This window comes from Streptomyces sp. NPDC091416 (genome assembly GCF_044756845.1).
Taxonomy (GTDB): Bacteria; Actinomycetota; Actinomycetes; order Streptomycetales; family Streptomycetaceae; genus Streptomyces.
Genome location: NZ_JBIVTU010000003.1, coordinates 303578 through 322255 on the forward strand (window position 1 = coordinate 303578; position 18678 = coordinate 322255).

Consider the following 18678-nt stretch of genomic DNA (forward strand, 5'->3'; position numbering starts at 1 on the left):
TCTTATGGGGGCCAGGGCCCTGTCGAGTCAGCGGCGATCACGAGATATCTTGATGTCAAGCAATGTTGCAGACGTGGAGCGGAGCACAGGGTGACTGACTCGACCATCATCTATACACACACCGACGAGGCCCCGGCCCTGGCGACGTATTCGTTCCTGCCCGTGGTCGAGGCCTATGCCTCGAAGGCCGGGGTCACCGTGGAGAGCCGTGACATCTCCCTGGCGGGCCGGATCATCGCCAGCTTCCCCGACCGCCTCCAGGAGAACCAGCGCATCGACGACGCTCTCGCCGAGCTCGGCGCGCTGGCCACGACTCCCGGCGCGAACATCATCAAGCTGCCGAACATCTCGGCCTCGATCCCGCAGCTGAAGGCCGCGATCGCCGAGCTCCAGGAGCAGGGCTACGCGCTTCCGGACTACCCGGACGACCCGAAGAACGACGAGGACGAGGACGTCCGCGCGCGCTACGACAAGGTCAAGGGCAGTGCGGTCAACCCCGTCCTGCGCGAGGGCAACTCCGACCGCCGCGCCCCCGCGTCGGTCAAGAACTACGCCAAGACCCACCCGCACCGCATGGGTGCCTGGACCGCCGACTCGAAGACGAACGTCGCCACCATGGGCGTCGACGACTTCCGTTCCACCGAGAAGTCCGCCGTGATCGCCGAGCCCGGCTCGCTGCGCATCGAGCTCGTGGGCGACGACGGCAGCACCACGGTGCTGCGCGAGTCCGTACCGGTCCTCGCGGGCGAGGTCGTGGACGCCGCCGTCATGCGCGTCGCGGCACTGCGTGAGTTCTTCACCGCGCAGATCGCCCGGGCCAAGTCCGAGGACGTGCTGTTCTCCGTCCACCTCAAGGCCACGATGATGAAGGTCTCCGACCCGATCATCTTCGGCCACGTGGTCCGCGCCTTCTTCCCGAACACCTTCGCCAAGTACGGCGACGTCCTCGCCGCGGCCGGCCTCACCCCGAACGACGGCCTCGGCGGGATCCTCAAGGGTCTCGACTCGGTGCCCCACGTCGGCGCCGAGATCAAGGCGTCCTTCGAGGCCGAGCTCGCCGAGGGCCCCGCCCTGGCGATGGTCGACTCCGACAAGGGCATCACCAACCTGCACGTCCCCAGCGACGTCATCGTCGACGCCTCCATGCCGGCCATGATCCGCACCTCCGGTCACATGTGGGGCCCGGACGGCCAGGAGGCCGACACGCTCGCCGTCCTGCCGGACAGCAGCTACGCCGGTGTCTACCAGGTCGTGATCGACGACTGCCGTGCGCACGGCGCCTTCGACCCGTCGACCATGGGCTCGGTGCCCAACGTCGGTCTGATGGCGCAGAAGGCCGAGGAGTACGGCAGCCACGACAAGACCTTCGAGATCCCCGCCACGGGCACCGTGCGGGTCGTCGACGCCGCGGGCAACGCCGTGCTGGAGCAGGCCGTGGGCGCCGGTGACATCTTCCGGATGTGCCAGACCAAGGACCTGCCGATCCAGGACTGGGTCAAGCTCGCCGTCACCCGCGCCCGCGCGACCGGCAACCCGGCCGTGTTCTGGCTCGACGAGGACCGCGCCCACGACGCGCAGCTCATCGCCAAGGTGAAGACCTACCTGGCCGACCACGACACCGACGGCCTCCGGATCGAGATCCTCACGCCGGAGAAGGCCACCGCCTTCTCGCTGGAGCGCATCCGCCGCGGCGAGGACACCATCTCGGTGACCGGCAACGTGCTGCGTGACTACCTCACCGACCTGTTCCCGATCCTGGAACTCGGCACCAGCGCGAAGATGCTGTCCGTCGTCCCGCTGATGAACGGCGGCGGTCTGTTCGAGACGGGCGCCGGCGGCTCCGCGCCCAAGCACGTCCAGCAGCTCGTCAAGGAGGACTACCTGCGCTGGGACAGCCTGGGCGAGTTCCTCGCCCTCGCGGTCAGCTTCGAGCACCTCGCGCAGACCACGGACAACGCGCGCGCCCAGGTCCTCGCCGACACGCTGGACCGGGCGACCGCCACGTTCCTGAACGAGGACAAGTCGCCCAGCCGCAAGCTCGGTGGCATCGACAACCGCGGCAGCCACTTCTACCTCGCCCTGTACTGGGCCCAGGAGCTGGCGCAGCAGAACGCCGACGCCGACCTCGCGACGGCGTTCGCCCCGCTCGCCAAGACGCTGGCCGAGCAGGAGCAGACCATCGTCGGCGAGCTGATCGCCGTCCAGGGCCGGCCGGCCGACATCGGCGGCTACTACCAGCCCGACCCGGCCAAGGCCGCAGCCGTCATGCGCCCGTCGGCCACGTTCAACCAGGCGATCGCGAGCCTCGTCTGATGTGACCACGGCGCACGGGGCAGGGGGCCCGCACCTTCGCCCCCGCCCGTACGCCCGGTGACCGCTGCTCCGCCCCGGCCGACTCTCCGTCGAGCCGGGGCGGACCTGTTTTCCCTGACGTCCTCGCACGGCCCGGCCGGCGTGGACCGGGGGACGCCCTGACGAGTGAAAGTGCCGCCGTGGCGGGCGCCGGGCAGCCGTCGGAAGGCCCGTGGCTGGTTTGCTGCAACCGGAAACACGCGCGACGCGCGGGGAGGGCCGTTCGGCCGACCCGCTGGAGCGGCGCCACGCCGGGTGCGCGGTCCACCCGCGGATGACAACCGAAGGAGCGTCCCTGTGACGACGACGGGCACAGCAGAGCCGACGGAAGAAGAGGAGTCGTACGCCAACGAGCTTCCGGTGCACAGCAAGGAGCCGGGCAACGTCGTCATCACATGGCTGACCACCACCGATCACAAGACGATCGGCTCGCTGTACCTGGTCACCTCGTTCGCGTTCTTCATCATCGGCGGCCTGCTCGCGCTCGTCATGCGCGCCGAGCTGGCCCGTCCCGGCACCCAGCTCGTGTCGAACGAGCAGTTCAACCAGGCGTTCACCATCCACGGCACGATCATGCTGCTGATGTTCGCGACGCCGCTGTTCGCCGGATTCACCAACTGGATCATGCCGTTGCAGATCGGCGCGCCCGACGTGGCGTTCCCCCGGCTGAACATGTTCGCCTACTGGCTCTACCTCTTCGGCTCGCTCATCGTGGTGGCCGGCTTCCTCACGCCTCAGGGCGCGGCCGACTTCGGCTGGTTCGCCTACTCCCCGCTGACGGACGCCGTCCGCTCGCCCGGGATCGGCGGGGACATGTGGATCATGGGTCTGGCCTTCTCCGGCTTCGGCACGATCCTCGGCTCGGTCAACTTCATCACCACGATCATCTGCATGCGCGCGCCCGGCATGACGATGTTCCGCATGCCGATCTTCGTCTGGAACGTCCTGCTGACCGCCGTCCTGGTCCTGCTGGCCTTCCCGGTGCTCGCCGCGGCGCTCCTGGCGCTGGAGGCGGACCGCAAGTTCGGTGCGCAGGTCTTCAACGCGTCGAACGGCGGCGCGCTCCTCTGGCAGCACCTCTTCTGGTTCTTCGGCCATCCGGAGGTCTACATCATCGCGCTGCCGTTCTTCGGGATCGTCAGCGAGATCATCCCCGTCTTCAGCCGCAAACCCATCTTCGGCTACATCGGCCTGATCGGTGCGACGATCGCCATCGCCGGCCTCTCGATCACCGTGTGGGCCCACCACATGTTCGTGACCGGCGCGGTACTGCTGCCGTTCTTCTCCTTCATGACGTTCCTCATCGCCGTACCCACCGGGGTGAAGTTCTTCAACTGGATCGGCACGATGTGGAAGGGCTCGCTCTCCTTCGAGACACCGATGCTCTGGTCCATCGGCTTTCTCGTCACGTTCCTCTTCGGCGGCCTGACCGGCGTCATCCTGGCCTCGCCGCCAATGGACTTCCACGTCTCCGACTCGTACTTCGTGGTCGCGCACTTCCACTACGTCGTCTTCGGCACCGTGGTGTTCGCGATGTTCGCCGGATTCCACTTCTGGTGGCCGAAGTTCACCGGCAGGATGCTGGACGAGCGGCTCGGGAAGATCACCTTCTGGACCCTGTTCACCGGGTTCCACGGCACGTTCCTGGTCCAGCACTGGCTCGGTGCCGAGGGCATGCCGCGTCGCTACGCCGACTACCTCGCCAGTGACGGCTTCACCGCGCTGAACACGATCTCGACGATCTCCTCGTTCCTGCTCGGCCTGTCGATGCTGCCCTTCCTCTACAACGTGTGGAAGACCGCCAAGTACGGCGAGAAGATCGCGGTCGACGACCCGTGGGGCTACGGCCGTTCGCTGGAATGGGCGACCTCCTGCCCGCCGCCCCGGCACAACTTCGTCACACTGCCCCGGATCCGTTCCGAATCCCCGGCGTTCGACCTGCACCACCCCTCCGTGCGTGAGCTCGACGAAGCGGCCAACCGCCAGGAGCGCTCCGCGACGGTGGCACCCGGGGACAAGCAGGCGTGAGCAGGAGGGCCGGCGGAGAGGAGAGGCGCATGGGCCCCGACCGCGACGAGGACACCGCCCGCGGACTGGCCCAGATGGAGGGCTATCTGCTGTGGAACGCCGAGGTCGAGGAGGCCCGCCGGCGCGCCCGTCGCTTCACGGACGAGCTGCCGTGGCTGACGACGGCCCAGCGCGAGGACGTGGAGCGGGTCTACCGGGCGGACCGGGCCACCGCCTCGCGGGCGATGCTCGTACGCGTCTCGGTCCGCGCCGCCGAGCTGCGTGGTGAGTACACCGAGCGCTATCGCAGGCTCAGGGCGCGCTGCGTCGCCGCCGCGGTGCTCGCGAGTACGGCGGGAGGCGCCTGTACCGCGTGGACGTACCTGGCCAGATGACCGGCCGGGGTCGTCCGTTCCGCCCGCTCAGCAGGCGCACTCGCGCCCGCCTCGTAAAGATGAGAGGTGACGGGCGCGTGTGACGGGGCAGGCGAACGGACGACCGTGCAGACCCCGAGAAGGGACGAACACTGTGGCACGACCCAGGATTCTCGTTGTCGGAGCCGGATTCGCCGGGGTCGAGTGCGTACGCCGTCTGGAGCGCGGGCTCCGCCCGGGCGAAGCGGACATCGTGCTCGTCGCCCCGTTCTCGTACCAGCTCTATCTGCCCCTGCTGCCGCAGGTCGCCTCCGGCGTCCTCACCCCGCAGTCGGTCGCGCTGTCACTGCGACGGAGCAGCCGGCACCGCACCCGCATCATTCCCGGCGGCGCCATCGGAGTGGACCCCAAGGCCAAGATCTGCGTCATCCGCAAGATCACCGACGAGATCGTCCACGAGCCGTACGACTACATCGTGCTCAGCCCGGGCAGCGTCACCCGCACGTTCGACATCCCGGGCCTGCTCGACAACGCCCGTGGCATGAAGACGCTGGCCGAGGCGGCGTACGTACGCGACCACGTGATCGCCCAGCTCGACCTCGCGGACGCCAGCAGCGACGAGGAGGAGCGGGCCTCCCGACTGCAGTTCGTGGTGGTCGGCGGCGGATACGCGGGAACCGAGACGGCGGCCTGCCTCCAGCGCCTCACCACCAACGCGGTGAAGCACTATCCGCGACTCGACCCGAAGCTGATCAAGTGGCATCTGATCGACATCGCCCCCAAGCTGATGCCCGAACTGGGCGACAAGCTCGGCGAGAGCGCGCTGAAGGTCCTGCGGGAACGCGGCATCGAGGTGTCGCTGGGGGTCTCGGTCGCCGAGGCGGGCGCCGACAAGGTGACGTTCACCGACGGCCGGGTACTGCCCTGCCGCACACTCATCTGGACCGCCGGTGTCACGGCGAGCCCGCTCGTCTCCACCTTCGACGCGGAGACGGTCCGCGGCAGGCTGGCGGTGACCCCCGAGATGAGCCTGCCCGGCTACGACGGCATGTTCGCCCTCGGGGACGTGGCGGCCGTGCCGGACCTCGTCAAGGGCGACGGCGCGGTCTGCCCGCCCACCGCCCAGCACGCGATGCGTCAGGGCCGCAGGCTCGCCGACAATCTGCTCGCGACGCTCCGGCACCAGCCGCTGCGCCCGTACGTCCACAAGGACCTCGGACTCGTCGTGGACCTCGGCGGCAAGGACGCCGTGTCCAAGCCGCTCGGCATCGAGATGCACGGGATGACGGCCCAGGCCGTGGCCCGCGGCTATCACTGGTCGGCGTTGCGGACCAGCGTGGCCAAGGCCCGCGTCATGGCCAACTGGCTGATCAACGCGGCGGCCGGCGACGACTTCGTCCGTACGGGATTCCAGTCCCGCAAGCCCGCGACACTGCGGGACTTCGAGTACACGGACAGGTATCTCACCCCGGAGCAGGTCCGTGAGCACACGGCCTCGCTGAACGCCCGGATGAAGTGAGCCGGAGCAGGCCGGGCCCGTCAGGCCGACGGCACCGTGGTGCGGATCAGGCGCAGGAAGGCGGCGTTGTCGCCCGTGTGCCGGATCCGTTCCAGGAGCGTCTCCAGGGACGTCTGGGCGTCCCGGGAGTGCAGGGCCCGGCGCAGTCCTCTTAGGGCGGTCAACTCATCCGCAGGTACGAGGAGTTCGTCGCGGCGAGTACCGGAGGCGGCGATGTTCACCGCCGGATGGATCCGCTTCTCGGCCAGTGAGCGGTCGAGCCGCAGCTCCATGTTGCCGGTGCCCTTCAGCTCCTCGAAGAAGTACTCGTCCGCCCGGGAGCCGGTGTCGACGAGCGCCGTGGCCAGAATGGTCAGGGAGCCGGCCTCCTCGGTGAGGCGGGCGGCACCGAAGAGCCGCTTGGGGCCGGTCAGCGCGGCGGCGTCCACACCTCCGCTGAGGGTGCGTCCGCCGTTGCCCGCCGCGTTGTTGTGGGCCCGGCAGAGACGGGTCAGCGAGTCCAGCAGGATGACGACGTCGCGGCCTTGTTCGACGAGCCGTTTGGCGCGTTCCAGTGCGAGTTCCGCCAGGGCGATGTGTTCCTTGGCGGGCCGGTCGAAGGTCGAGGCGTAGACCTCGCCGCGCACCGAGCGGCGCATGTCGGTGACCTCCTCGGGCCGCTCGTCGAGGAGTACGACCATGAGATGGGCCTCGGGATGGTTCTCGGCGACGGCGGCCGCGATCTGCTGGAGGAGGACCGTCTTGCCGGTCCTGGGCGGTGCGACGATCAGCCCGCGCTGCCCCTTGCCGACCGGGGCGACCAGATCGACGATGCGCGTCGAGGGACCGCCCGAGGGCGTTTCCAGGCGCAGCCGCCGCCGGGGGTGGAGCGGGGTGAGGTCGCCGAAGTGCGGGCGGCCGCGCAGCGCATGCGGGGCGAGCCCGTTGACGCGGGCGACGGCGCTCAGGGCGCCGCGCCGCTCGCAGAGACCCTCGACTGCGTCGCCCTTGCGCAGGCCGTACCGGCGGATGAGTGCCGCGGGGACCTGTACGTCGCCGGGGGCCGGGTGGCCGCCGGGGGAGCGCAGGAAGCCGTGCCCCTGCTGCGTGGGATCGAGGATGCCGGCGGCGGCCGTGGCGGCCGCGGGCCGGGTGGTGGATACGGGGTGTTCGAGTGTGGTGGTCATGCGGGTGGTCCTTTCGCGGACATGCGAATGAAGGGGCCCGGCAGAGACAGGGGCGGATCACGCACACCCCGGACGACGGGCAGGAAAGACCGGCGGGAAGAAGCCCGTACCGGACTGGGGAAGTCCTGTGAGAAAGCTGGATCGCCGGTCGGAAAGGACGGGCGCGTCAGCGTGGTGAAGGCGAATCGGTACCGGAGCCTGAGAGAGGCATACACATGTACCGATTGCAATGTAGCACGACCGCGGGGGTCCGACGGCCGATGTGGTGCGGCAGACATTTCCACCCGAGGCCGTAACCCCGTTGCGGCGGGGGAGCGGGGGTGGTTTCGTACTCCGGGCCCGTCCCTCTTCCCGACCGCGGAGTCACCTTGCCGATCCACCTCACCGCCCTGACCGATCCCGACCGCGGAGCCGGCTACCACCGCCTCGCGTGGCTGGCGTCCGACGAGGAGGGGGTGCCCGTCGGATCGGCGTTCCTCCGGGTCTTCAACCGTGAGGGCCAGGACCACCTCGGCGAACTGGAACTCCATGTCCACCCGGCCGAACGCCGCAAGGGCACCGGCTCCCGACTGCTCGACGCGGTGGTCCGGGCCGCCGGGGAGCAGGCCCGGCGCTCCGTCGTCGCGCAGACCGAGGCCGGCACCCCGGGGGATCTGTTCCTGCGGGCCAGGGGATGGCGCAGGGTCCTCACGCTCACCTACGCCCGGCTGCCGCTGAAGGCGGTGGACACGGCGGCGCTGACCGCCACCACCCGCGAACCGCATCCGGGCTACCGGCTCGAGTCCTGGGACGGCACCGTCCCGGAACCGCTCGCGCACACGTTCGCCGCGTCGCGCCGCGCCATGGACGACATGCCCATGGACGACACCGACTACGGCACCATGTCGTGGGACGCCGACCGGGTCAGGGCCGTGGCGCGGGCCGTCGCCGACCGCGGTGACCTGCTGCACACGGTGGCCGCCGTCGACGAGTCCGACGGGTCGATAGCGGGCTTCACCGAACTCGTCGTGCCGGGCGACCGGCGGGGCGACGGCCTGCACTACGGCACGGGCGTCCTGCCCGAGCACCGGGGCCACGGCCTCGCCCGCTGGATGAAGGCCGCCTCCATCCTCGAAGCCCGCGAGCGCCATCCGGAGCTGGGCGGCCTGCTCGCGGACACCGCCGACAGCAACACCTACATGCGCCGCATCAACGACGCGTTCGGGTACGAGCCGACACACCGCTCGTTCGAGTACCAGCTCGACCTTTGAGGGCTGTCCCGCAATTCCTGGCGGGCGCACGACGACAGCTACGGCACCTCGCGGCGTTGTCGGAACGCCCGAATACATCCAGTATGCGGGCGCCCCTCCGCCTTGCGATGCACCGCATCTGACGCCGCGCGCTGATCCACCAGGAATTGCGGGACAGCCCTCAGGCTGTCCCTAGAGGGGTTCGCGCCCGGTCGCCGGACCCGGTCCCCGGAACACCTCCAGGATCTGTTCGGCGGCCAGCGTGGCAGGCAACAAGCCCTGCCGCACGCGGAGTTCGAGTTCCGGTGCGAGTGCCCGCACGCCGGGATGGCTGCGCAGGCTCTCCAGCAGTTCGTCCCGCACCATCGTCCAGGTCCAGTCGACCTGCTGCTCACTCCGCTTGGCCGCGAGGCGGCCCGTCGATTCGAGCAGCGTCCGGTGCTGTTCCAGCCGCTCCCACAGGGTGTCCAGACCGCTGGACTCCCGGGCGCTGCAGGTCAGCACCGGAGGCGTCCACGCCGCATCCACCGGGTGCATCAGCCGTAGCGCACCCGCCAGTTCACGTGCCGCCGAGCGGGCATCGCGCTCGTGCGGACCGTCGGCCTTGTTCACCGCGATGGCGTCCGCCAGCTCCAGCACACCCTTCTTGATGCCCTGGAGCTGGTCACCGGTGCGGGCCAGCGTCAGCAGCAGGAACGTGTCGACCATGTTGGCGACCGCGGTCTCCGACTGGCCGACGCCGACCGTCTCCACCAGCACGACGCCGTAGCCCGCCGCCTCCATCACCACGATGGACTCGCGGGTCGCCTTCGCCACTCCGCCGAGAGTTCCGGCGGTGGGGGAGGGGCGGACGAAAGCGGCCGGGTCCACGGCGAGCCGCTCCATCCTGGTCTTGTCGCCCAGGATGGAGCCGCCGGTCCGGCTGGAGGACGGGTCCACGGCGAGCACCGCGACCCGGTGCCCCAGCCCGGTGAGCATCGTGCCGAGGGCGTCGATGAACGTGGACTTGCCGACGCCGGGCACCCCGCTGATGCCGATGCGCCGGGCGTTGCCGGAGTGCGGCAGGAGTTCGCGCAGCAACTGCTGCGCCAGCGCCCGGTGATCGGGGCGGGTGGACTCGACGAGGGTGATGGCGCGCGCGATGTGCGCCCGCTTCCCGTCGAGTACGCCCTTCACATAGCTGTCGAGATCGATCTTCGGAGCCATCGGTTCAGCGGCTCACAACTCGTGGCCGAGTGCGGCGCCGAGGCGCGTCACCAGGTCGTGGGCCGCGTCCGGGATCACGGTTCCCGGCGGGAACACGGCTGCGGCGCCCATGTCCAGGAGGGTGGGCACGTCCTGCGGCGGGATCACCCCGCCCACCACGATCATGATGTCCTCGCGGCCCTCCGCCGCGAGCTCCTCACGCAGCGCGGGGACGAGGGTGAGGTGGCCGGCGGCCAGGGACGAGACGCCCACGATGTGCACGTCCGCCTCGACCGCCTGCCGGGCGACCTCGCCCGGCGTCTGGAACAGCGGGCCGACGTCCACGTCGAAGCCCAGGTCGGCGAAGGCCGTCGCGATGACCTTCTGGCCACGGTCGTGGCCGTCCTGGCCCATCTTGGCGACCAGGATGCGCGGACGCCGTCCCTCCGCCTCCTCGAACGCGTCGACCAGTGCGCGGGTGCGGTCCACGGACGGCGACTGACCTGCCTCGTTGCGGTACACACCGGAGATCGTACGGATCTGGCCCGCGTGCCGGCCATAGACCTTCTCCAGGGCGTCCGAGATCTCGCCGACGGTCGCCATCGCGCGCGCCGCGTCGACGGCCAGCGCCAGCAGATTGCCCTCCAGGCCGGGGCCCGGGTCCCGTCCGGCCGCCTCCGTGAGGGCGCGCAGGGCGTCCTGGCAGGCCTGCTCGTCGCGTTCCTCGCGCAGCCGGCGCAGCTTCTCCAGCTGCTGGGTGCGGACGGAGGAGTTGTCGACCTTGAGGACGTCGATCTTCTCGTCGCTCTCCACGCGGTACTTGTTGACGCCGATGACCGGCTGGCGTCCGGAGTCGATGCGGGCCTGGGTGCGGGCGGCCGCTTCCTCGATACGGAGCTTGGGGATGCCGGCGTCGATGGCCTTGGCCATGCCGCCCGCCGCCTCGACCTCCTCGATGTGCTGCCAGGCCCGCCGCGCCAGGTCGTAGGTCAGCTTCTCCACGTACGCGCTGCCGCCCCACGGGTCGATGACCCGCCCGGTGCCGGACTCCTGCTGGAGCAGGAGCTGGGTGTTGCGGGCGATGCGGGCGGAGAAGTCGGTGGGCAGCGCGAGGGCTTCGTCCAGGGCGTTGGTGTGCAGGGACTGGGTGTGGCCCTGGGTCGCGGCCATCGCCTCCACGCAGGTGCGGGTGACGTTGTTGAACACGTCCTGCGCGGTCAGCGACCATCCCGAGGTCTGCGAATGGGTGCGCAGGGACAGGGACTTGGCGTTCTTCGGCTCGAACTCCCTGACCAGCTTGGCCCACAGCAGGCGCGCCGCCCGGAGCTTGGCGACCTCCATGAAGAAGTTCATGCCGATCGCCCAGAAGAACGACAGCCGCGGCGCGAACGCATCGACGTCCAGGCCCGCGTCGCGCCCTGCGCGCAGGTACTCCACCCCGTCGGCCAGGGTGTAGGCCAGCTCCAGATCAGCCGTGGCCCCGGCCTCCTGGATGTGGTAGCCGGAGATGGAGATCGAGTTGTAGCGCGGCATCTTCGTCGAGGTGTACGAGAAGATGTCGGAAATGATCCGCATCGAGGGCTTCGGCGGATAGATGTAGGTGTTGCGGACCATGAACTCCTTCAGAATGTCGTTCTGAATGGTCCCGGCCAGCTTTTCCGGTGCGACGCCCTGCTCCTCGGCGGCCACGATGTAGAGCGCCAGTACCGGCAGCACCGCGCCGTTCATCGTCATCGACACGGACATCTTGTCCAGCGGGATACCGTCGAACAACTGCCGCATGTCGTAGATCGAGTCGATCGCGACACCCGCCATTCCCACGTCACCGGTCACCCTCGGGTGGTCGCTGTCGTAGCCGCGGTGGGTCGGCAGGTCGAACGCGACCGAGAGGCCCTTCTGTCCGGCCGCGAGGTTGCGGCGGTAGAAGGCGTTGGACTCCTCGGCCGTGGAGAAACCCGCGTACTGACGGATCGTCCAGGGCTGGTTCACGTACATGGTCGGGTACGGGCCCCGCAGATACGGCGCCACCCCCGGATACGTCCCCAGGAAGTCGATGCCCTCCAGGTCCTGACCGGTGTACAGCGGTTTGACCGCGATGCCTTCCGGGGTCTCCCACAGCAGGTCGCCGTCGGAGCTCCCGGAGGACTCCTTGACCGCGGCACGCCACTGGTCCTCGGTCACCTCGGCGCCGCCGCCCGGCCCGAGCTCGATGTCGGAGAAATCGGGGATCCGCATTACGCCACACCCATACGGTCGAGAACGGAGGAAAGCACGGCCACCACGTCACATCCGGCGAAGACGTACTCGTCGACGTCCGGGTACGCGGCAGGCCGTCCCGCCAGGTACACCCGCTGCGCACCGGCCGCGACCAGCGCCCCGGCGACCTCACCGGCCTGCTCGGCGTAGAGCGCGTCACTGGAACACAGACACACCACGTCCGTCCCCGCGGCGGCGAGGGCCGCGGCGGCCGACGAGGCGTCCACCCGGACCGGCTCGTGGACGGGTTCGATGCCGCCCGCCTGGAACAGGTTCGCGGCGAACGAGGCCCGCGCGGTGTGCGCCGAGGCGGGGCCGAGCGCGGCGAGGAAGACCCGCGGCCGGGCGCCGGTCGCCGCCAGATGGGCGTCCGAACGGGCGCGCAGCGCCTCGAAGGCCTCGTCACGGCGGACCACCGGGAGACCGCCGCCCCCGCTCGTGACCGGCGGCACCGGCTCGCGCTCCACCACGCGCTCCGCGAGCTGCGGGAACTCGCTGACACCGGTGACCGGCTCCTTGCGCCGCGCCAGGTCCTTGCTGCGCGCGGCCCAGGTGGCCGCGATCCGGTCCGCGACCATGCCCGAGCCCAGCGCCGCGGCCTGGCCACCGGCCCGCTCGATCTCCTGGAAGAAGGCCCAGGCGGCGTCCGCGAGTTCGTCCGTCAGCCGCTCCACGTACCAGGAACCGCCCGCCGGGTCGATGACCCGGGCCAGATGGGACTCCTCCAGCAGGATCGTCGACGTGTTGCGGGCGATGCGCCGGGCGAACGCGTCCGGGAGGCCCAGCGCGTGATCGAAGGGCAGCACGGTCACGGCGTCGGCGCCACCGACGCCGGCGCCCAGACAGGCCAGCGTGGTCCGCAGCATGTTCACCCACGGATCGCGCCGCGTCATCATCACCGGCGACGTCACCGCGTGCTGGCGCTGCGCCCCGGCCTCCGGAGCCCCGCAGACCTCGGCGACCCGCGCCCACAACCGGCGCGCGGCCCGCAGCTTGGCGATCGTCAGGAACTGGTCGGCGGTGGCCGCGTACCGGAACTCCAGCTGGGCGCAGGCCTCGTCGACCCCGAGCCCGGCGCCGGTCAGCGCGCGCAGATAGGCGACGCCGGTGGCCAGCGAACTGCCCAGTTCCTGTGCGGCCGAGCCGCCTGCCTCGTGGTACGGCAGGGCGTCCACGGTCAGCGCTCGCAGCCCGGGATGCCCGGCCGCGCAGTGCTTCGCCCAGCGCACGGCGGACGTCAGGTCCGCCTCGTCGCCGCTGCGGGCGGCCTGCCCGAGCGGGTCGGCCCCGAGGTTGCCGCGCACCGCGTCCGCCGCGAGGCCGCGCTCCTGGTGGATCCGGAACAACTCCGCTGCCGCGGCGTCCAGTTCGTCCCCGGCGTCCAGGACGAGCGGTGCCAGATCGAGGTGGACGCCCTCCAGCGCCCGCGCCAGACCGGAGACCGGCACGCCGCCGGCGCCCCCGACGGGCAGCCACAACGAGGTGGCGCCGTTCGTGAGGTCCGCGAGCAGGGCCTCGTTGAGCCGTACGGGATCAGCCGACGCGTGCCGCTGCCGTACGCCCCAGCCGCCCGCCGTACTTCCCTGCGGTGTGCTGCCGCGGGTGAAGGGGGCGAAGCCCGGGAGACCGGCATCGGGCGCGTCGTCGCGCGAGGTGTAGAGGGGGCGCGTGATGAGCCCGTCCTCCACCGTGGTGGACAGTGCTTCCTCGGCGGCCGAACCCGAAACGTCCTTGCCCGACTTGCGCAGCACACCCTCGACGAGGCTCTGCCACTGCTCATGGGCGGGATCAGGGAATTCGGCGGCCAACGAAAGCCCGTCAGCAGGCTGGACCGTCATGCCCAGATGCTAGGACAGGTCCCCGACAGGCAGCAGAGGCTCGGCCTGTGACCTTGCCCTCTCTCCGAACGCACTTGATCCTTTACGTACGGTCGCGTAGGCAGACGGCTCCTTCCGCCGGACGGCCCACCGCCCCGGCAGTCCGGAAGAGCTTCGCGGACGCCGGTCGCGGGCCGCCGTAGCCGGGCTCCATGCGCGGTCGGCGACGATTTGCCGCAATGCGGTGATAAATGTCCGAAGTTATGCTGCTGGCAATTCATCCTTCCGGAGAGGACACGCCCGTGGCTGTGGGACCTGTGGAGTACCTCGTCGTCGCCTTCCCCGGCAGCCGCTTCACCGGTGCCATCGCGCCGGCGCTGGCGGAAGCGGTGGCGTCGAAGGCGGTGCGCATCATCGACCTGACCTTCGTGTACCGGTCCGAGGACGGTGCGATCGAGATCGTCGAACTGGATGACCTCGACCCGGACGACCTGGTCTCCTTCGAGCCGGTCGAGGGTGAGGTCGGCGGCATGCTGAACAGTGACGACATCCGGACCCTGGGCGAGAGAGTGCCGCCGGGCAGCTCCGCGGCGCTCATCGTGTGGGAGGACCTGTGGGCGCTGCCCCTCGCCGAGGCGGTCCGTGCGTCGGGCGGGCAACTCGTCGCCCATGAGCGGATTCCCGCCGACGTCGCGGAGGCCGCAGTGGCAGCCGCCGCGTCCACAAGCTGACACCGCACCGCACCGGAAAGGCGCATGACATGCCGATCTTTCGAGGACCTGGAATGAACCGTCGCGGGCCCGGTCTGCTGGGGGCCGCGGCGCGCACGGCCGTCGTCGCGGGAACCGCCTCGGCGGTCAGCGGCCGCGTCCAGCGGCGTCAGCAGGCGAGGTTCGCCGAGGACGACTCCGAGCAGTTGGCCGAGGAGCAGATGCGTCAGCAGATGCAGATGCAGGCGGCCCAGCAGCAGGCCGCCCAGCCGCCCGCCGACGATCTGATCGGACAGCTGGAGCGACTGGCGGAGCTGAAGAAGCAGGGCATTCTGACCGATGCCGAATTCGAGGCCCAGAAGGCAAGACTTCTGGCGGAGTGATGCCGGCTGGGCAGCATCGTCCGGCCGGGCCGGATTCGACGGGCGGGAACACGATTCCTTGCGGCCGCGATCCTTCCGTCGCGCCCTTCCCGCACCCCTTCCATGGCTCAGGGGACTGTGTCGCGCCCGATGGCGCGGCGACGGATTCCGTACGGTGCGCCGCCCGGCGCCCAAGGCCGGGCGCACTGTGCGTCCCTGACCCGCCCCCGGCCCGCCGACGTGCTGGATCGATGATCATCGGCGTTTTACTTTGTCGATTTCCCGACATCATGCGACTTTTGATCCGGCCAGGCCGAAATCAATTCGGATACGTGTCGGGAAAAGAGGAATCTCATCGTGCAAACCGCCAGGGCCGTCCCGGCATCCTCTGTTCTCAACCTGCGGGACCTGGGTGGCATCGCTCTCGGGCCCGGCCGGCAGGTACGGCCGGGCGTGGTGCTGCGCTCGGGTCAGCTCAGCGGACACGATCCGGCACACGACGCGACCGTGGCCGTACTCGGCATCCGTACGGTCGTCGACCTGCGGACCGCGGACGAGCGGGCCTCGGCTCCAGACCGTCTGCCGCCCGGCGCCCGGCTGTTCGTCGCCGATGTGCTCGGGGACGATCCGGGCGTGGCGCCGGCCAGACTCCGTGCCCTGCTCGCCGATCCGGTTGAGACCGAGCGGCTGCTCGGGGGCGGCAAGGCGGAGGAGATGTTCGCGGAGACCTACCGGCAGGTGGTGCTCTCGCCGCGTGCGGCAGCCGCCTACCGCGCCTTCCTCGAGACGGCGGCCGACGACGCCGCGCGCCCGGTGCTCTTCCACTGCACGACGGGCAAGGACCGGGCGGGCTGGGGGGCGGTCCTGCTGCTGCTTCTCCTCGGTGCCTCGCGGGACGTCGTCCGGGACGAGTTCCTCTCCGTGAACCCGGTGATGCGGGTCGCCTTCCGGCCGTCCGTTCAGCGCTATCTCGACGCGGGCGGAGACCCGGAGATCGCCTCCGCGATCATCGAGGTCCGGCCGCGCTACCTCGACACGGCGCTGGACGCCATGGACGAGCGCTGGGGAGGCATCGACGGGTACGCCCGCGACGGGCTGCGCATCCCGGAAGCCGCGTTGCGGCGGCTCCGCGACGATCTCGTGGTCCCCGCCGTTTGACGGCGGGCCGCAGGCACGACTCCGCCCCCGGCACTATCGCCGGGGGCGGAGTCGTGCCTGCGGCGGTGCGCAGGACCGCCTCGTGAGGAGGGAGCCGCGCCCGCAGGTCCGTCGGGGAGGCCGCGTGTCTCACACGTTCAGCAGCCGCTCGGTCAAATCCCGGTAGTGCTGCAGGGTGACCCGCAGTTCCTCGGTCCGGGTCCCGGGACTGCCGTCCCGTCCGACGGCTCCGAGTGCGCGCCGGTGCTCTTCGAGCGCGTCGGTGAGGCCCTCGATGACGGTCTCGAACGTGTTCTCCGCTTCCTCGACCGCGTGCCGGGGGCTCTCGACGAACTCGCTCACCGCGTGCTGGAGCCGCAGGGTGAGCCTGTCGTGGTCGCGCTCCGGGAAGAGAGGACGGAGTGCGCCGGACGCGCTTGTGCCGGGGGCGTCCGCCTTGCCGTCGCCGTTCAGGGGTGCCGCGGCGGGGGCCTTGGCGCCGGGACTTCCGGGGTGGGCGCTCTCCGGCCGCGGCTCGACGGCGGTGGTGCCCGGCGCTCCGGCGCCTGCTGCGCGGGTCTCCCGGGCGCCGCGGTCCGCGGCGTCGTCGGGGGCGGTGGCGGGCCGGGGCTTCCTTGCCGCCTCGGGAACCTCGCTGGGGACGGGCGGGATGTTTCCGGTGTCGTGCGTCATGCCTTGCCACTTCCTTCCGCGTGGTGCGGGTGCCGATGAACAGGCCGGTCCGTTCCGTTCGATACGAGTACGTCGAACAGGCCGCGGGCTTCCAGCAGCGCCTCCCGCATGTCCTCCGTGCCGCCGTCGCCCCGCTTGGCGGCGTGTACCCGGCGGTAGCCGTTGACGTGTTCGGCGTGGTGGACGGAGAGCGCGGCGCTCTGTTCGCCGAAGTCGCTGCCGTCGGGAAAGCCGAGGTCCCGGGCCAGTTCGGCCAGCAGGACGTCCGCCTCTGCCACGGCTTGCTGCGGTGCGTCGACGAATCCGGCCTCGATCCGCTGCCAGCGGTCGGAGTACTGGGTGCGTGCCTCGGACGTCAGGGGCCGCTCGTGCAGGGACCGGTGCCGCTTCAACCGCTCGTGCAGTTCGCGTTCGGCGGCCTTCGTGTCGCCGTCGTGGCCGGCGACGGCCAGGTCGTACTCGGGCCCGAAGCGCCGGCGCATCCCGGAGCCGCCGGCCTGCCGTGTGTAAAGGAACGCGCCTGCGCAGAACGCCACCAGAACCACCGCGACGATGATCACTACGGTCGTCATACTCGCCACTCCCGCCGGGTCCCGGTTCGCGTGTGGCTGTGCATCACTCTCACCCTCCCTTTCGGCCGTGCCCCGTCCTCTTCCGGACGGGCGTGCTGCTCGTGTACCCCGTCGGCCGCGCGGCAAGGCCCGGAGTCTTCCTGTCTGCCGGCCGGCCCGCCCGACCGGCCCCCAACGGCCGCTGCCGGGAGGCGTGGGTATCGTGAAGGGGCCCTGCACCACAGGCATCTCCGAGAGGGGCATCACGGTGACCGAGCGCAAACCTGCGGGTGTCAGCTTCGAGTCATGGGTCGACAAACAGATCCGGGAATCCGAGCAGCGTGGTGACTTCTCGCAGCTGCCGGGGTTCGGCAAGCCCTTCGAAGGGCTCGACCGCCCGTACGACGAGGCGTGGTGGATCAAGGCGAAGATGGAGCGCGAGGGCATGTCGGTGCTTCCTCCCGCGCTGGCCCTGCGCAAGGAGGCGGAGGAGACCCGCGCCGCCGTGCCGAAGGCGCGCACGGAGGCCCAGGTACGGCGGATGCTGGACGAGGTGAACGAGAAGATCGCCGAGGCTGTCAGGCGACCGCCGCCCGGCCCGCTCCTGAACCTCGAACCGTTCGACGTCGAGGCGGTCGTCGAGGAGTGGCGTGCGGCGCGCCGGTCCTCCTGAAGCCTCCGGCGGCTTCTCGCTCCACCCGGGTGCGTAATACTCGACTCATGAGATCAGGCATTACGTCGCGAGCACGCCGGGCCCTGGGCGAAGACATCGGGATCAGGCGGGCCGATGCACGGGACGCGAAGCGTCTGACCCGTCTGGTCCGGACCTCCCGGGCATACGAGGGCCCGTACGCACCCATGGTCGCCGGATACCGGGTGGGTCACGACTATGTCGGGACGCACAGGGTCTTCGCCGCCGTGGGGGAGGCCACCGGCCGGCTGCTCGGCTTCTACTCCCTGATCCTCGACCCGCCCGAGCTCGACCTCATGTTCGTCGCCGACGACGCGCAGGGCGCCGGGATCGGACGCCTGCTCATCGGCCACCTGCGGGAAGAGGCGCACGCGGCCGGACTCACCGAGGTGCGCGTCGTGTCGCATCCGCCGGCCGAGGGCTTCTACACGAGCGTGGGCGCCCACCGGACCGGAACCGTGCGGGCCGCACCGCCCGCGGTGATGTGGGACCGTCCCGAACTCGTGCTGCCGGTCGGCTGAGAGCCGCCGCGGAGCCGGCGTCCCGCGACGCGGCGGGCGACCCGGTTGCCGGAGGTCTACCGTGTGGGAAAAGGGCACGACACACAGGTACAGGCGTTGCGCTCAGGC

16 protein-coding genes are annotated in these 18678 nt (G+C 70.4%); 10 read left to right on the forward strand and 6 right to left on the reverse strand.

The annotated features are described in order from the left end of the window. Nucleotides 1-90: 90 nt before the first annotated feature. The 4 genes from ACIQMX_RS12005 (at nucleotide 91) to ACIQMX_RS12020 (ending at nucleotide 6252) form a co-directional block, all read left to right on the forward strand. On the forward strand, nucleotides 91-2313 hold the full coding sequence (locus ACIQMX_RS12005; RefSeq protein WP_402476976.1) for an NADP-dependent isocitrate dehydrogenase: 2223 nt from the start codon (nucleotides 91-93) through the stop codon (nucleotides 2311-2313). Nucleotides 2314-2649: 336 nt separating this feature from the next. Beyond that, entirely contained in the window at nucleotides 2650-4380 is a 1731-nt protein-coding gene (ctaD, locus tag ACIQMX_RS12010; RefSeq protein ID WP_363077296.1) for a cytochrome c oxidase subunit I, read from the forward strand. A 29-nt stretch (nucleotides 4381-4409) separates the two neighbouring features. Further along, nucleotides 4410-4754, forward strand: a complete 345-nt coding sequence (locus tag ACIQMX_RS12015) for a hypothetical protein (RefSeq protein ID WP_402476979.1) — start codon at nucleotides 4410-4412, stop codon at nucleotides 4752-4754. A 133-nt stretch (nucleotides 4755-4887) separates the two neighbouring features. Next, nucleotides 4888-6252 (forward strand): NAD(P)/FAD-dependent oxidoreductase, encoded by a 1365-nt coding sequence (locus ACIQMX_RS12020; protein WP_402476981.1) that lies wholly within the window; start codon nucleotides 4888-4890, stop codon nucleotides 6250-6252. 20 nt (nucleotides 6253-6272) lie between these two features. On the opposite strand, the gene rho is transcribed toward ACIQMX_RS12020, so the two are convergent. Continuing rightward, nucleotides 6273-7418 (reverse strand): transcription termination factor Rho, encoded by a 1146-nt coding sequence (rho, locus tag ACIQMX_RS12025; RefSeq protein WP_363077302.1) that lies wholly within the window; start codon nucleotides 7416-7418, stop codon nucleotides 6273-6275. Nucleotides 7419-7786: 368 nt separating this feature from the next. Between rho and ACIQMX_RS12030 the strand changes: the two genes are divergently transcribed. After that, nucleotides 7787-8668, forward strand: a complete 882-nt coding sequence (locus ACIQMX_RS12030) for a GNAT family N-acetyltransferase (protein ID WP_363077304.1) — start codon at nucleotides 7787-7789, stop codon at nucleotides 8666-8668. 171 nt (nucleotides 8669-8839) lie between these two features. Here the strand turns inward: ACIQMX_RS12030 and meaB are convergent, their stop codons facing one another. The 3 genes from meaB to ACIQMX_RS12045 are packed head-to-tail and all read right to left on the reverse strand — an operon-like array spanning nucleotide 8840 to nucleotide 13926. Then, the gene (meaB, locus tag ACIQMX_RS12035; RefSeq protein WP_402476986.1) at nucleotides 8840-9853 is read right to left on the reverse strand and encodes a methylmalonyl Co-A mutase-associated GTPase MeaB; all 1014 of its coding nucleotides are present in this window, start codon (nucleotides 9851-9853) and stop codon (nucleotides 8840-8842) included. 12 nt (nucleotides 9854-9865) lie between these two features. After that, a complete protein-coding gene (gene scpA / locus ACIQMX_RS12040) occupies nucleotides 9866-12067 on the reverse strand; it encodes a methylmalonyl-CoA mutase (RefSeq protein WP_402476989.1) in 2202 nt (733 codons plus the stop codon). Further along, entirely contained in the window at nucleotides 12067-13926 is a 1860-nt protein-coding gene (locus ACIQMX_RS12045) for a methylmalonyl-CoA mutase family protein (protein WP_363077310.1), read from the reverse strand. Before ACIQMX_RS12045 ends, scpA begins: the two co-directional genes overlap by 1 nt. A 281-nt stretch (nucleotides 13927-14207) precedes the next feature. Between ACIQMX_RS12045 and ACIQMX_RS12050 the strand changes: the two genes are divergently transcribed. The 3 genes from ACIQMX_RS12050 (at nucleotide 14208) to ACIQMX_RS12060 (ending at nucleotide 16135) form a co-directional block, all read left to right on the forward strand. Further along, complete coding sequence (locus ACIQMX_RS12050; RefSeq protein ID WP_363077312.1) at nucleotides 14208-14636, forward strand: DUF6325 family protein; 429 nt, start codon at nucleotides 14208-14210, stop codon at nucleotides 14634-14636. A gap of 53 nt (nucleotides 14637-14689) precedes the next feature. After that, nucleotides 14690-14998 carry an SHOCT domain-containing protein gene (locus ACIQMX_RS12055; RefSeq protein ID WP_363077314.1) on the forward strand — a complete coding sequence of 103 codons (309 nt, stop codon included), beginning with the start codon at nucleotides 14690-14692 and terminating at the stop codon, nucleotides 14996-14998. A gap of 336 nt (nucleotides 14999-15334) precedes the next feature. Further along, nucleotides 15335-16135, forward strand: coding sequence for a tyrosine-protein phosphatase (locus ACIQMX_RS12060; protein WP_363077316.1), 801 nt, complete (start codon nucleotides 15335-15337; stop codon nucleotides 16133-16135). 129 nt (nucleotides 16136-16264) lie between these two features. Here ACIQMX_RS12060 and ACIQMX_RS12065 read toward each other — a convergent pair whose 3' ends face one another. Together ACIQMX_RS12065 and ACIQMX_RS12070 are read right to left on the reverse strand one after the other, a co-directional pair. Then, nucleotides 16265-16807, reverse strand: coding sequence for a hypothetical protein (locus ACIQMX_RS12065; RefSeq protein ID WP_363077318.1), 543 nt, complete (start codon nucleotides 16805-16807; stop codon nucleotides 16265-16267). Further along, nucleotides 16804-17379 carry a hypothetical protein gene (locus ACIQMX_RS12070; RefSeq protein ID WP_402476995.1) on the reverse strand — a complete coding sequence of 192 codons (576 nt, stop codon included), beginning with the start codon at nucleotides 17377-17379 and terminating at the stop codon, nucleotides 16804-16806. The genes ACIQMX_RS12065 and ACIQMX_RS12070 overlap by 4 nt, the downstream gene beginning before the upstream one ends. Nucleotides 17380-17626: 247 nt before the next feature. Here ACIQMX_RS12070 and ACIQMX_RS12075 point away from each other — a divergent pair, with 247 nt between their 5' ends. Together ACIQMX_RS12075 and ACIQMX_RS12080 are read left to right on the forward strand one after the other, a co-directional pair. Further along, entirely contained in the window at nucleotides 17627-18031 is a 405-nt protein-coding gene (locus ACIQMX_RS12075; protein WP_402476997.1) for a DUF1992 domain-containing protein, read from the forward strand. A gap of 47 nt (nucleotides 18032-18078) precedes the next feature. Then, nucleotides 18079-18570, forward strand: a complete 492-nt coding sequence (locus ACIQMX_RS12080; protein WP_402476999.1) for a GNAT family N-acetyltransferase — start codon at nucleotides 18079-18081, stop codon at nucleotides 18568-18570. The last annotated feature ends 108 nt before the right edge of the window (nucleotides 18571-18678 follow it).

What these genes read in the sequence shown, in the direction of transcription:
- ACIQMX_RS12055 (WP_363077314.1), top strand. Translation starts at nt 14,690, where the DNA reads ATGAACCGTCGCGGGCCCGGTCTGCTGGGGGCCGCGGCGCGCACGGCC.
- ACIQMX_RS12080 (WP_402476999.1), top strand. Translation starts at nt 18,079, where the DNA reads ATGAGATCAGGCATTACGTCGCGAGCACGCCGGGCCCTGGGCGAAGAC.
- ACIQMX_RS12015 (WP_402476979.1), top strand. Translation starts at nt 4,410, where the DNA reads ATGGGCCCCGACCGCGACGAGGACACCGCCCGCGGACTGGCCCAGATG.
- scpA (WP_402476989.1), bottom strand. Translation starts at nt 12,067, where the DNA reads ATGCGGATCCCCGATTTCTCCGACATCGAGCTCGGGCCGGGCGGCGGC.
- ACIQMX_RS12065 (WP_363077318.1), bottom strand. Translation starts at nt 16,807, where the DNA reads ATGACGCACGACACCGGAAACATCCCGCCCGTCCCCAGCGAGGTTCCC.
- ACIQMX_RS12045 (WP_363077310.1), bottom strand. Translation starts at nt 13,926, where the DNA reads ATGACGGTCCAGCCTGCTGACGGGCTTTCGTTGGCCGCCGAATTCCCT.
- rho (WP_363077302.1), bottom strand. Translation starts at nt 7,418, where the DNA reads ATGACCACCACACTCGAACACCCCGTATCCACCACCCGGCCCGCGGCC.
- meaB (WP_402476986.1), bottom strand. Translation starts at nt 9,853, where the DNA reads ATGGCTCCGAAGATCGATCTCGACAGCTATGTGAAGGGCGTACTCGAC.
- ACIQMX_RS12070 (WP_402476995.1), bottom strand. Translation starts at nt 17,379, where the DNA reads ATGACGACCGTAGTGATCATCGTCGCGGTGGTTCTGGTGGCGTTCTGC.